5 protein-coding genes are annotated in these 15,095 nt (G+C 40.5%); all 5 read right to left on the bottom strand.

All coding sequences use genetic code 11. The annotated features are described in order from the left end of the window. A partial coding sequence (locus SMSK597_RS0102360) for an SIALI-17 repeat-containing surface protein (protein WP_080551633.1) occupies positions 1–840 on the bottom strand: 840 nt, incomplete at its 3' end. Positions 841–881: 41 nt separating this feature from the next. Beyond that, positions 882–6,752 (bottom strand): ZmpA/ZmpB/ZmpC family metallo-endopeptidase, encoded by a 5,871-nt coding sequence (locus tag SMSK597_RS07290; protein ID WP_000417196.1) that lies wholly within the window; start codon positions 6,750–6,752, stop codon positions 882–884. Between the two features lie 202 nt (positions 6,753–6,954). Next, a complete protein-coding gene (locus SMSK597_RS07285) occupies positions 6,955–8,133 on the bottom strand; it encodes a hypothetical protein (protein ID WP_000174779.1) in 1,179 nt (392 codons plus the stop codon). Between the two features lie 17 nt (positions 8,134–8,150). Next, positions 8,151–11,801, bottom strand: coding sequence for a helicase-exonuclease AddAB subunit AddA (gene addA / locus SMSK597_RS07280; protein WP_000836260.1), 3,651 nt, complete (start codon positions 11,799–11,801; stop codon positions 8,151–8,153). Continuing rightward, positions 11,798–15,082: an ATP-dependent nuclease subunit B gene (rexB, locus tag SMSK597_RS07275; protein ID WP_000772319.1), complete on the bottom strand. Its 3,285-nt coding sequence runs from the start codon at positions 15,080–15,082 to the stop codon at positions 11,798–11,800. Before rexB ends, addA begins: the two co-directional genes overlap by 4 nt. Positions 15,083–15,095 lie beyond the last annotated feature (13 nt).

Here is a 15,095-nt window from a genome sequence, read left to right as displayed (position 1 = left end):
AGCCTCGTCTGGAACAGTACCTATAGGTTTAGTGTATGCTGGTTTTTCATGAACTTCTGGTTCAACTAAATTACCGCCAATTGGAGCTGTATATTCTGGTTGCTCATGAACTTCAGATTCTACCAGATTACCACTAACTGGTGCTGTATGTTCTGGCTTCTCAGCTTTAGGCGCCTCATCAGGGACTGTGCCTACCGGTGCAGTGTACTCTGGCTTCTCTGATTTAGTTGTCTCGTTTGGAACGGTGCTTACAGACTCTGGATTTTTAGGTTTTTCTGCTTTAGGCGCTTCATTAGGGATACTTTCCTGAGTTTCAGATACTGGAACATTTTTTGTCCCCTCAGCTTTATGTTGAATTTCTGAAATTGCATCATCATTAAGGAGTAAGTATCCAATATAACGATACCCAGCAATTTGAACTACTCCTTCATTACTTGGAGCTTTCAAAGGATTGCTTATATCGAGAGCTTGCATACTAGAAAGACTAATCAGTCCAATCGTAGTAACTAAGAACAGACTAGCAACTTTTTTCTTTTTATGAACCAAAAGGACTAAACTACCAATAGCTAATAGACCTAAAGCTGTAAGCACAGAAGTCGATGAACCTGTTGCAGGAAGAGTTTCCTGCTGATAAATAAGAGCATAAGTTTCCTCATTATCAGTAGGAATTCCTGCCTGAATCTTAGTTTGTTCTTCTTGTGTAAGAGCGCTTTTTTCAATGTAATGATAGGTAGAAGCATGGATGACTGACGGTGCAACCAAGACACTTCCTAGTAACACCGAACCAACAATCCCACAGATTTTTCGGATTGAAAACCGTTCTTTTTTAAATAATGACAAGCGTAATCACCTTCTTTAATTTTATTTCCTAATAGTAAACACTATTTTTTATTTTCAAAAATTGAACTTCTAAAATCATCAGTTTGGTCAAGATAAGCTTTAAAGATTGCTCTCTTCAACTTATGAACTGCACTGTCTGTTTCTGGATTATAGTTATCCCAATGAGGTGTATCTAAATCTTCCAATATAGCTTTTCTCATTAAATTTTCTAATTCGTTTATCGATTTAATAGTTTTTGTTTTTCGATTATACCAAGGGGTTGATGGATCTTTAAATGACACTGTATTTAATTGTCCAAACTTAGTTTGACGCTCTGCATACATAGCCTTTTTAAAATCACTCCAAGTGTGATATTGTCCATTAAATAATTTTTGAAGTACTAATGTATCTGTTACTAATCCTTTGGTCTTACCATATGAGGTAATTGTTTTATTATTTGCCCTAGCATCGGGTTCAAATTGATTTGAGATATATGGCACCATACCATCTTTAAATCCTTTTGCAGCTAATAGTTCATAAGCCATACGACGTCCCATCAAGTCGCCAGGTGTTCCTATATCACTACTTAATGCTGCATAAATCGGCGCAAATAATTTAATAGTGAAGTAGCCATTTCTTTCGTATTTGCCTGACGCATATTCCCTAGACGAAAGAATATTATTATCAATCAAATCATTGAATGAACGTAGTCTTTCAGCTTCCTCTACTGTTAGATTTCTGACAACATTTGTTGCATAGACCTTATTTCCATCAGGATCAGGATGGTACTCATTTGTAACTTTTCTAAGAAGTTGTTGTTTTTGATTCGTATCTAATTTAAGAATTGAATTTCCTTCAAGATATTCCAACATATAAACAACATCAAACATGTTGTGTACATATTTTTGAAGATCTGTCGCGTCTTTAAATCTCGTAGTTGGATCAAGTATTTGTAATCGTTCTCCTTCTTTACTATCCGATTTTAAATGTTTCAAGATCGAGTTGATGGTGATGGTTGCGTCATTTGGATGGTCTGGTGCTTGCAATAAGCCTTTTGCGAAGAACTCTGGTCCCAAGCCACTTCTTCGACCATAGCCACCAAGGTAGATGTCCTGATCTGAATCGTGCGTCATCTCATGAGTATAAGTAATAGCTCCATCCTTATCTAACATACGATAACCCATATAATAAACGGCGTCACCGGTAGCATAAGCACCGTGTCCATTATGACCAACTTTATTTCCAACAGGACCAAAGAAATGTTTCATTGCAGGATTTGGATTATCAAAATCTGCCACTTCTGTAGCCTTTCCTTCAGTATGATCATTTCCGAATTTATAGGCATCATAAAGCAAGATATTTCGGTAAAGCTTCTCACGCCCTTTTTCATCTAGAATACGATACCAATAATCATAGTGATCGCGTTGACGTTCGGCAGTTTCGTGAGCACTCTTTTCAACAAAGCTATTCAGATCACCACTTGCTTGATGTTCTTTATTACGATAGCGATCATAAGCACCAAAGCCTAGACTAGAGATAGTTGAAATGACAAATACTGATCTTTCTGGCAAGGTTAGTAGAGGCAGTACCATGTTACGGTATTTCCAACTGTCGCTAGTGATTCGATCATAAACACCGATAGAGTACTTGCTACCAGCTTTTTCCTGGTTAGCCCTCACTTCTGGAATATTAGATTTTTCTTCAACGATTAAGGCTTTTGTCTGTGATTTAAACCATTCATTGTTAGTTTGAGTAGGTGCAAATGCTTTACGGTAGCCTTCTAGAGCACTAAACAGATCTTTTGTACCGTAGTTATTCGTCAGCAAGGCATTGTAAGTAACCACATTATTTTTAGCCAAGAGATTATTGTACCCAGATTTACCCAGTTCAATAATTGTATCTAGCGGAGAGGTATTTCCCTTACCAAAGAAATCCATATGGAACATAAGCAAATCTTTTGCGCTAGCCTTATCGAATTTGAAATCATACCAGCGTTCTAGATAGGTTAATCCGAGCATCAAGGCTTCTTTGTTTCGCTTGATTTTATCAACCATGTAATTGTCAATAGCACTATTATTTCCAGAGACAGCAGCATCAGCTGAAAGCAATTTTTTAAGAGTCTCAGTCAAATGCTCTTTAGTTTTAGCGAATTGTTCATCTAGATAGAGTTCTGTTAATTTAACATTATCCGAAATTCCTAACAAATTCTTAAGAGCAGTTGGATTATACTGCACTGTATTTAAGTCATTTTTAACTCTATCTATTATAGATGTATAATCTTTTAGGAAAGTATTTGGTGTGTATACTAGACCTGTAGTTCCAATAGTATACTCAGCCAGATTTGCAAAATCACTATTGTAGGTTAAATCTACTTTCTCAGATGTTCCATCTTTGTAATGTAGTAATAAGTGATTGATAGAGTTCTTGTCTGAAGTAATATCTGAAACCACTTCCTCATTTTTCATAGGTACAACAGATAATAATTCTTTTTTAAACAGGTTAGTATCAGTTGATAATTGATTTCCATATTTCACAATGGTGTCTCTATTATAGAAAGGTAATAATTTTTCTATATTTTTATATGCAACTTCTCTTGTCGCTTGATAATGAGTGGCCTTGGTATAATCTACATCCTGTTTAGCAGAATTTGTGAAATCTTCCACGGTTATAGTTTTCTTTGTAGTAATCTGGTCTTTCTTGGCTTGAACTGCTGTTTTTTCAATCTCAGTACCACGTTCTACAGTGGAATCAACTGACATTACCTCATCTCCAACTGCTTGAACATTAACTACCTTATTGTCTTTATTACTGTAAACCTCTGTCTCCTTCATCCCATCAAAATGATAACCAGAAATTGCATTCCCATTTGTAACAGTAACATCACTTAGAACACTCGATAGACGTCCAGAATTGTCTTTTGTGTCAGAACCATTTGTCCATAGGGAACCTGCAACTCCACCAACTCTAGCGAATGGTTTAGCATTATTTATTTCACCTTCAGCATAACTATTTGCTACAGTTGCATTATTTTCTACGATACCTGCGATTCCACCAATGGTTTGGTTAGAACGTTCTGCATTACTTAAAATGGTTACTGTTGCAATAGAATGATCTACCCTAGCATTAGCACCGGTTAATTGACCGACTAGACCACCAATTGCATACTGAGAAGTTGTAACAAAGGTATTAGTTATTCTTCCGGTGAAGCTACTATTTCTTACTGTAGAATTATCAACTTTTTGGACAAGTCCTCCGATACCTAGCTCACCAGCAATGATTCCATTTGCGTGAACGTTCTCTAAAGTTGAAGAATTTGTGGCTTCCTTAGCAACTGATGCGACATGATTCTTACCAGAAATATTGACATCTTTTAAGGTGAGATCCTTAACAGTAGCGTGTTCTAATCTATTGAATAACGGCTTTTTCAAATTAAAGATACCATAATTTTTACCTTGATGACTACCAATTAATGTCCCGGTAAATTTACTTGTAACGTAACTTTCTTGGTTTTCACCTAACTCAACCTCACGAGCATTCATGGTTGCACCCAGAGTGAAAGTTCCATCAGGTCTACTATTCATATCAGTTACTAATTTTTTAAATGATGTGTAGATAGGGCTGTCGTTTTGAACAACTTTTGGAAGATAATAAGTAAAATTGTCTTGATATTGATTATCTACAGATTGCTTCAAGTGTTCCAATCTAGCCGTGATTTTATAGACTGGTTTGCCATCTTTTGTAGTGTCCTCAATGTTTGAAACTGGAAGCAGTACATCTTTAAATTTAGCTGACTTCACCTTAATGAAATAAGCAGATTTATTATCTGGTACTTTATCCAAGCTTGTATGCTGTCTTGACCGATCTCCTTCATAACTATAGAGCTCCACATCAGAAACACTTCTTAGTTCTATTGTTTTCTCTGGATCTGTTTCTTTCGGCTTCTCAACAGGAGTTTCAGGTTTAAGTTGCTCGATATTCCCCTTGTATTCAGGAAGTGGGTCTACCTGTTCTGGTTCAACTATCGCTCCAGCTTGTACGCCTGTGTATTCTGGCAGCGGTTCAACTTTCTCTGGTTCTACTATCGCTCCCGACTGTACACCTGTATATTCTGGTAGCGGTGCTACCTGTTCTGGTTCAACAATAGCTCCAGCTTGTACACCTGTGTATTCTTTTGGCGGCTCTACTTTTTCTGGTTCAACAATAGCTCCGGCTTGTACGCCTGTATATTCTGGTAGCGGTGCAGCCTGCTCTGGTTCGACTACAGCGCCAGCTTGTACGCCTGTGTACTCTTTCGGTGCTTCTACTTTCTCTGGCTCGACTATCGCTCCGGCTTGCACTCCTGTGTATTCTTTTGGTGGTTCTACTTTTTCTGGTTCAACAATAGCGCCAGTCTGTACTCCTGTGTATTCTGGCAGTGGGGCTACCTGTTCTGGTTCGCCTTTATCGCTTACTACAGCCTCTGGCAACGCTGGTTGAACTTCTGGCTCACCTTTGTCAGTTACGACTGCTTCTGGTAACGATGGTTGGACTTCCGGTACGCCTTTATCTGTTACAACAGCTTCTGGCAACTCTGGTTGGACTTCAGGCTCACCTTTATCTGTTACAATTGCTTCTGGTAACGATGGTTGGACTTCTGGTACACCTTTATCACTTACTACAGCTTCTGGCAACTCTGGTTGAACTTCCGGTACACCTTTATCACTTACAACAGCTTCTGGCAACTCTGGTTGAACTTCCGCTTCACCTTTGGCGGCTACAACTGCTTCTGGTAACGATGGCTGAACTTCTGGTACACCTTTATCGCTTATAACTGCTTCTGGTAACGATGGTTGGACTTCTGGTACGCCTTTATCGCTTATAACTGCTTCTGGTAACGATGGCTGGACTTCCGCTTCACCTTTGGCGGCTACAACTGCTTCCGGTAACGATGGTTGGACTGCAGGTTCAACTACTGCCCCTGCCTGTGGACCTGTGTATTCTGGTAGTGGTGCTACCTGCTCTGGTTCACCTTTATCAGTAACAACAGCTTCGGGTAACTCTGGCTGGATCGCAGGCTCACCCTTGTCGGTTACCAGAGTTCCAGCTTGTACATCTTTATGTTCGGCTAATTGTGCTTGAGAATCTGAAGATTGTTTCTCTTCTTTTCTTGGATTCGTTAATTCTGTAGAAAGAGGTTTTTCAACTACTTGAACTTCTGTCGGCTTAGTTGAAGAAACAGATGTTTGTTCCTGAATAGCCTGTACTGTTGATGGATGTTCTACAAAATTTGGTGTAACACTATAATCCACCTTTTGTTGTTTTGTAGGAGTGGCTACTGATTTTTCTTGATCATTTACTTTAGACTTAGAAGTTATGTTTCCCTCTTTGATATATCCAATATATGTGTAACCTGAAATGGCTTTAGGAAGAGGTAATTTTTCTCCAGAGGTCAATTCATAGTCAGTATTGTAATTTAGCAAAAGATTATTTTCTAAAGCATGAGCGGATACAAGAACACCATTTCCTATTCCTGCAACCAATACTAAATGTAATACCGTTTTATTCTTAACTTTTTTCTTAGAAACGGCAAAAATTAAAATTCCCAGAGCAGCTAAGCTAGCACCAGTAACTAGGGCTTGCATCTCATTCTTGCTTCCAGTATTTGGCAATTCTCCCAGTTGATTTTGGGAATTTAATTTATAAACAAGATAATAAGTCTCATCATCATTCTCCACGTATGTCGGAATATCATAGACAATCTGCTTCTTTTCTTCTGATGATAGCTCTGAATCTGCTACATATTTATAGTGAACTCCTGCAGTTTCTTGAGCACCCACAGATGAACTAGCTAATACAGACATAAAAAATAAACTTGAAATCGTTGCAGAGACAAGTCCTACTGATAATTTTCTAAATGAAAAACGCTGCTGTTTTTCACCAAAATACTTTTCCATGATTCCTCCTTGAAATACAATTTATCGATGTTACAAAGACCTTTATTATATTAGTGTATTATCTATAAAAAAGGCAGTATACCTTAATTATACTCTTTATTTACCGAAAAGTCTTAAAATTGAGTAGCGTTTTCATACTTTGTTTTATATTATTTTGGGGATACAATAACACCTACCATGACACTTCCACGGTAGGTGTTACTCATATCAATAATCGTTCTAAGAATGGTTTGATGCAGTTGAGGAGAATTCCTTCTATCCAGCTTTCCTGTGCTGATGATAGATTCTCTGCTTGAAGGCTTTCTTTTAGAAAATCTCGAACTTGTTCTGGTGCGATTTCAAACTCAAAGGCTTTCATTTTATAGAAAAAGTCGAGCAGATGATCTGACAGATATTCGGTTGAAAATGACACTTCTCCGCTTTTTCGATATTCTAATAAGAGCCGAGCAAATCTAGATTTTTCTTCAGGAAGCTCACGAAAATAGGAATTGAGAAGCCAGGTCTGCTTCTGCTTTCTTTCAATTGGATCCTGACTAGCTATTCGTTGGTCTTTTTCCAGCTCTTTTCGGTATTGTTTAGCCTTGATAGCCCGTTCTGTTCGATTTTTACCAAAAAGTATTTTCTCCCACTTGCGTTCTTCTTGAGTTAGAGTCTCTGTAAAGCCAAAGTAATCCTGATAAGCACGCTCTGCTGGGCCCATAGCTAGAACCAGATTGTCTGCATATTGCTTGGCGATTTTATCCCTCTTCTTGCGTTCTTTCTCTGCCTGGATACGGAGTTCCTGTTCGTAGTCAATTTTCTCCTTGCCTAGCTTGACAAGGTAGAGTTGGTCATCCGACTTTCCAAGTAAAAAGGGTTTGATACACTTTTCAAGGACTTCTTCCATGCGAGCCTTTTTCTTTGGCTCTGCCTTGGTCCAACTTCCTCCCTGAAAGACTTCTAGGAAGAGTTGGTAGTCTCTCTCAGGTGAGAACTGATTTCCACGATTGGGCTTGAAAACACCTTTTTCCCAGAGCCACTTTAGAAGTCGCTCGTCAAAGTCACTTTTATTGACCTTGATTTTTTCCTTTTTCTGGGCTTTTCTGGTCAGATTTTCAACCTTTCTGAGCAGTTTTTCTTCCTCTTCCAATTGCTGGTCAAGGCTTAATCGATGAAAATGACGAACACAGTCGCTGCCTATCGGAAAGAGGCGTTGACCTGTGACGCCGTTAAAGAGTTCGTAGGCGTACTTGATGGCATTTCCACAGACACAATTGCTACGGCCGATACCATTAAAAATCAAGGAAACTTCATTCCATTCCTTGGTAGCTTGTTCCCAAGTATCAGCTTTTGAAGCCTGTAAAACCGCATCATGCAGGGATTTTCTAACTGGAAGTGTCATGAGGTCTCCTTTCTAGATTATACTTTTACAACTTGAACCTCATCTTTACCGAGTAAAATTAAGTATTTTTCTATGTTTTCAATCGAATAGGCTCGAGATAAAGCCTCTCCGTATAGTGCCAACTGACCACGATAACGGTCTATGAGTTGACTTGGTTCATCATAACGGTCTGTCTTATAGTCGAACAGAAGGATTTTATCCTCATAAAGCAGATAGCCATCAAGGATACCACGGACAACGAAGTCTTCCTGACTCTTTGGGTCTCGTTTGAGCATGGAGAAAGGTTGCTCGCGATAGAGATGGTTGGTATTAGCGAGAATTTCCTGACCGAGCGCTGTGTCAAAGAATGCAAGAGTTTTAGCAAGATTGATCTTGTCCCTGACAGCTGGGCTGGTTTGAACTTGTTTGAGAGTTTCTGTCAGACTAGCAAGCGTTGGTCGCTGGCTGAGGTCAATTCTCTGCATGAGTTCGTGGGTAGCACTACCAATCTCAGCTCCGGTTACCTTTTCTTTGGTTGAAAAATCTGGTAAATCAAAGCTGATTTTCTTGTCTACTGACTGGCCTTGACTTGCAATCTCAACACCTTCCATATCCATAACAGGTTCGTAGAATTTCTTGATTTGACTTGGGGTTTGAACACTTGGCAATTCAATAGCTGCGCGGTGAAGAGTATTATAGACTTCCACCTCTTTCAGCATTTCAAGGGCTTCTTTGATGATCTCTGACTGGCGGTTGTCTGCTTGAGAGCTGTCTTGTAGAGGGCTCTTGTTTTCCAATTGACCGATAGTTTCTCTAGTCAACTGGTCTTCACTAACAAAACGATAGCTAAAGTTGAGATTATCCTTTGCAAACACTTTATTGATAGCCCACATCCAATCTTGGAAATTCCTTGCTTGAAGTCTAGTGTTGCTATTTAGTTTTCCATTTTTAGCTGCTGGGTATTCCTTGGCTTCCAGTTTTTCACGAGAACCCTTGCCGACAAGATAGAGCTTTTTCTCAGCTCGCGTCATGGCAACATACAGTAGACGCATTTGCTCTGAATAGCTTGCCAGCTGTAATTCCTCTTCATTCTGTCTATAGGTCAGACTAGGAATGGAGAGTTTGATGGTTTTAGGATAGTGATCTTCCACTGCTCCTGTCTCCATTTTGGCAATATATTTGACACCAAGCCCATTTTTACGACTGAGAATGACCTCTGACATAGAGTCTTGCTTGTTGAAATCTTTATCCATATTGAGGATGAAGACGTAAGGAAACTCTAGCCCTTTACTCTTGTGAATGGTCATGAGTTCCACTGCATCTTTGGGCGGTGCGACAGCCACGCTTGCAAGATCGTGCTGGGCTTCTAAGACTTGGTCAATCATACGAATAAAACGTGATAAGCCTTTGAAATTACTCTTTTCAAATTGATCAGCACGCAGTGCTAGGGCATAGAGATTGACCTGTCTAGCAGGCCCATTTGGCAAAGCCCCAACATAGTCATAATAAAAACGGTCATTGTAAATCTTCCAAATCAAGTCATAGAGGGAGTGGGTTTTGGCATACAAGCGCCAAGAATCCAAGATATCCATGAATTGGTTTAGTTTTTCAGCTAAATCAGTATGAATTAAGTTTTTCTGGCTTGTTGCAAGTTTTTGAGCATTGACCAGTTTCTCATAGAGATTTTCTTGGACTTTATCTTCAGCTTTCTGGAGGGACAAACGTGCCAACTCGTCCTCATCAAAGCCAAACATTGGAGACTTCATAAGAGCAACCAAGGCATAGTCTTGCAGGGGATTGTGAATGACACGAAGTGTATCCAACATGACTTGTACTTCTAAGGATTGAAGATAATTGTTTTGCTCGCCGTCGGTTTTGACAGGTATCCCGTACTCAGATAAGGCGAGGAGAATCTGATCATTACGGCTGCGGCTAGAGGTCAAAAGGGCAATTTCCTTAAAAGCAACACCTTTTTCTTGATGGAGTTTGAGGATTTCCTTGATGACCAGGCGCATTTCACCTGTTAATTTTGTTTCTGCTTGGCTCTCTTCTTCCTCACTAGAATCGTCCTTGTCGTAGAGGAGAAATTCCGCCTTGTTGTCTGGATTGGAAGTTAGTTTGGTATTGGCAAAAACAAGCTGGTGCATGTTATCATAGTTGATTTCTCCGACTTCTTGGTCCATAAGACGTTCAAAAACATCATTGGTTGCTGACAGCACTTCTGAACTACTACGGAAATTTTCCTTGAGGAGAATGAGCTTGCCCTCTTTTGGATTTTGCACATAGCGTTGAAATTTTTCATTAAAAATCTGCGGATCTGCCTGACGGAAACGATAGATAGATTGCTTGATATCCCCCACCATAAAGCGATTGTGGCCATTAGAAAGTAATTCCAGCATCCGTTCTTGAATATGGTTGGTATCCTGATACTCATCGACCATGACTTCATGGAAGCGCTCCTGATAAGCCTCACGAACTTGCGGGAAATTCTCTAAAATCTCAATGGTGTAATAGCTAATATCAGCGAATTCAAAGGCGTTTTCCTGGCGCTTACGCTGACGATAAGCCTCCACAAAATCACTCATGAAGGCTTGGAAGGTTTTAGCTAGTTTCCAAGTGTCTCCATGATAACGTTCTTGATAGTCGAGAATGGTTATCTGGTCTGACAGTTGTCCTAGTTTAGCAAACTGGGCCTTCCTCTCTTCGTTGTAGGCATCGACCAGTGGCTTCAAATCAGCCTTACGACTAGCATTAGTCAGAGCTCGACCATTTTTTTCTTTCGAAATTGCGACAACACGCACAAGCACTGCTTGATAAGCCTGACTATCAGACTCCTGATTTAAGGAGCCAATTTCATCCAGAACCAACTGAACATTTTCTAAATAGGCAGCCTTAGGAAACTCCTTGGCATCGTTATCCAAATGATAACGGAAAAAGCTTTCCAAATCCCAAAGGGCTTGTTTGATTTGCTCAGTAAGTTTGTTTTTTTCACTGTTAAAATCAGCTTTTTCAAAGCCTTTGAGAAAAGATTCACTCAGCCACTTTTGCGGATTGCTGGTGGATTGGAGGAAGTCATAGATTTTATAGACTTGCTGGCGTAGCCCCCGTTCATCCTTGCCGCGCCCAGCAAAGTTTTTCAGCAAATGACTAAAGGTCTCTTTCTGTTTACCTTGATAATGCGCTTCAAATACCTCATGAAAGACTTCGTTTTTTAGAAGGAGTTGCTCGCTTTGGTTTTGTAAAATACGGAAATTAGGCGCAATATCAATCAGATAGCCATGTTTACCAAGGAATTTTTGTGTGAAAGAGTCCATGGTTCCGATGGCAGCGTTGGGTAGGTCTGCCAACTGGCGGCCCAAGTGTTGTTTGAGATCAACATCGCTACTTTCTTGGATTTGTTGGCTGATTTTTTTCTCCAAACGTTCCTTAAGCTCTGTGGCAGCCTTAACGGTAAAGGTTGAGATAAAGAGTTGAGAAATTTCGACACCACGCGTCAATTGGTCCAGAATACGCTCTGCCATGACAAAGGTTTTACCAGAACCAGCCGACGCTGAAACCAGGATATTCTGGCCAGAAGTGTAGATAGCTTCGATTTGTTCGACAGTTTTCTTTTGTTCCTTGCTCGAATTTGCTTCTGCTTCTTGGAGTTTTTGAATTTCCTCATCAGTTAAAAAGGGAATGGACTTCATCGATTCAACTCCTCTCTTATTTTTTCAAACCAAGCTTGCTTGAGTTTTTCTCCGACCAGACGCTTGCCGTCAGCCAAGTCCAACTTTTCTAGGAAACGGGCTTGACCCAAGTGGTAATTTGCTTCAAATCCTGTAATAGCCTGATGTTGCTGAACATACGGTGCAATACTTCTGCCATTTTCAGTATAAGGGTTAATAGCGAACTGGCCTGCTAAAATCTTCTCAGCCGCTTTTTTATAAAGATGGGCATTGTAGTCCAGTAGGAGCTGAAATTCCTCATCCGTCAGCTGATTAGCCTTGTTTTTATTGTAAAATTCACCCAAATGACTGCTTTCTTTTTCTAAAAAGAGCCCTTGGTATTTCATAGACTTGCTGGCTTCTACTACTGCCCCCGCCAGACTCTTAACAGCCATCAGAGATTGAACAGGCTCAGCCATTTCCAAGTACATGGCACCGAAAAAGTTCTGCTCCCCTTCTCTTTTTAAGGCGGCTAGATAGGTTGGTAACTGGGAATTGAGCCCATTAAAGAAATGAGGAAACTGGAACTGAGTCAGACTGGATTTGTAGTCTACTACCCCTATCGCTCCATCAGCTTTCAAACGGTCAATCCGGTCAACCTTTCCTCGTACAAAGACACTGCGTCCATTGTCCAATTGAATAAAGGCCTGCTCTTTCCCACCGAAATTCGCCTCTTCTTTGATGGTTTCAATAGCTGGATTGTGTCGGAGAATGTGGCCAGTCGTCCGTGCAACATCAAGTAGAACTTCCTTGGTAAACTGGGCTTCCAAACTTTCTTGATAAATGGCTTCAAATTCGCGTTCTTGACTGGTTTCTTGAATAGCTTGTTCTAGACGGTGGTCAAAGGAATCTTCGTCAGGCAACTGCAAGGCACGTTCAAAAATACGGTGCAAGAAATTCCCATGACTACGGGCATCCGGACGCAGGCGCAATTCTTCCTGCAAGCCTAACACGTAGCGGAGGAAATAACTGTATTGGTTCCGGTAAAACTCCGTCAAACCAGAGGTAGACAGGTAAAACTCCTGATCAGTAGGATAGAGAGCTTGTAAGGTATCTTTGGTCAACTGCTTACTACTTGGACTGGTTGGAAGGGCAGGATTTTTCAGACCTTGCTGGTCTAACTTTTTACCCATGACACGCGCCAGAACCTTGACAAAGGTCAAATCTTGCTCCCTATCACTCGTCTCGTCCGTCTCGCTCTGCTGGTGATAGGCAACCAGACTAGACAAAAGACTGTGATAGGTCCCTATATCCTCCTTAGACAGCCCTTTGTGATTCATCCTCTTCTCTTTCCTGCTAAATCCAAAATGAACTAGCTCTTGAAGATAAGCTGATTCCTTGCTTTCACTTTCGTTAAAAAGGCTTGGAGCCGACAAGACCAACTGCTTACGAGCAGAATTGACCAAGGAAAGCATAGTATAGCGATTTTTCTTGAGATTTTCACTACTAGCAATCAGTAATTGAACGCCTTCTTCGGTTGCTTGGTTTAGATTTTGCTTTTCTTCATCTGTCAAAAGACTGGTATTTTGCGCGATTTTTGGTAAATTGTCCTGAGTCAGCCCAATGGCGTAGACAAAGTCAGCTGTCAAAGGCGCAATCAAATCGTAACTCTGCACCAGAACAGTATCCACTGTCGCTGGAATAGTGCGATACTGAGACAAACTCATTCCAGAATGGAGCAAGGCTAGGAAGTCCTCTAGACTAACCTGTGAACCAGCAAAAACAGTCGCAAATTGCTCTAAAACATGACAGAAAGCCTTCCAAACTTCAGCTTGTCTTTCCTGTTCTAGAGCTTCCATAGTGGCTGTCAAATCTTGCAACTGCTTGGTCACAGCTCCTTCTTTTAGAAAAGAGTTCCACTTTTGCAAGAGATTTTCAGCCTTTTGTTTTCTGCTAGCAAAAAGAGTCTCAAGAGGTGTTAAAATACGCAGACGAAGAGCATTTAAACGTTCCAGATTAAATTTTCCATGGTGGGATTTGGTAAAGGTTTGCTGAAAGGCTGGCAAGCCATTGATACCAAGATAGCGGATATATTGCTCAAATGCATCAATATCAGCTTGACTAAGGTCGCTATACAAACCTGTTCTAAGAAGGTTTATCAAATCTTCCTGACGGAAACGATAGCGTTTTAAAGCTAAAACAGACTCGACAAACTGTGTTAAGGGATGATGCGCCATGGATTCGCTTTTGCCTAGATAGAAAGGAATTTGATACTGGTCAAAAATTGTTTTTAGAGATAATCGATAAGACGCTACATCCCCCAAAAGAATGCGAAAATGCTTGTAACTCAGATTTGAGTTCTCGTGCAATTTCTGACGAATGCTACGGGCTACCAACTCCAACTCTTCTTTTTGCGTCAAACAAGACCAGATTTGTAAGTTTTCACGGTCCTCATCATCGACATCCAATGTTAATTCTGAAAAGTCATAAGACGCTTCTAGCAAACGAGAAGCCTTGTCAAAACTATCCATCTTCTCGTGAGATTGAGAATAATCCTGAGCAGGCGTTTGGTATTTAGCAGCTAAATGATGGAGAAACTCCACACTGGCTTGATAAAGATTGCCTTCAGCGAATGGACTGGTATAAGCTTTCTTACTAGCATAAGCCCCAATGACAATCTCAACACCCTTGCCGTGAAGTAAGTCCACAATCCGCTCTTCCTCGGCAGAAAAACGGGTAAATCCATCAATAACCAAGGCGATTTGATTAAAATCACTACTTACCTTGTTATTCTCAATAGCCTCAATCAATTGAGACAACTGACTTCCTTGAGCTAACTGCCCCTGATTGAGATAAGCCGTTACCTTCTCAAAAATCAAGAGTAAATCGGCCCTCTTGTCCTCATCCGTCAAACTCTCCAAGTCTAAAAAACTCATTTGAGCCTTGGTCATCTCGTGGTAAAGCTCTATCAACTGCTGGATAAACTGAGGATCCTGCTTGATGGCTCCGTATACTCGTAAGTCTTGGGGATCAAGTTCGGCAAGGCATTTGTAAAAGGCCATCCCAAGACCGATGTCATCTAGACTGGTCTTGGCAGGCAAGTCATTCAAGACTAGGTAACGAGCCATTTGAGCAAAGCGCGTGACGGTAATCGCAAAAGAAGCCTGCTGGGACAAGCATTCCAGCACGGCACGTTCCTTTTCAAAAGAAAGAGAGTTGGGGGCGATGTAGAAGACCCGCTTGCCAGCAGCAACTAGCTCTTCCGCCTCTCTGGTTAGAATTTCAGTCAAAGAAGTCCGAATATCAGTATAAAGTAATTTCATCTCTGCCTCGTTG

It is taken from the genome of Streptococcus mitis SK597, from assembly GCF_000148545.1.
GTDB lineage: Bacteria > Bacillota > Bacilli > Lactobacillales > Streptococcaceae > Streptococcus > Streptococcus mitis_C.
The sequence above is the reverse complement of the archived record's forward strand: the minus strand, read 5'-3'. Positions and strand labels throughout refer to the sequence as shown.

Bases quoted from the DNA above. Each gene is read 5' to 3' on its own strand.
- rexB (WP_000772319.1), bottom strand. From the start codon at position 15,082: ATGAAATTACTTTATACTGATATTCGGACTTCTTTGACTGAAATTCTA.
- SMSK597_RS07290 (WP_000417196.1), bottom strand. From the start codon at position 6,752: ATGGAAAAGTATTTTGGTGAAAAACAGCAGCGTTTTTCATTTAGAAAA.
- addA (WP_000836260.1), bottom strand. From the start codon at position 11,801: ATGAAGTCCATTCCCTTTTTAACTGATGAGGAAATTCAAAAACTCCAA.
- SMSK597_RS07285 (WP_000174779.1), bottom strand. From the start codon at position 8,133: ATGACACTTCCAGTTAGAAAATCCCTGCATGATGCGGTTTTACAGGCT.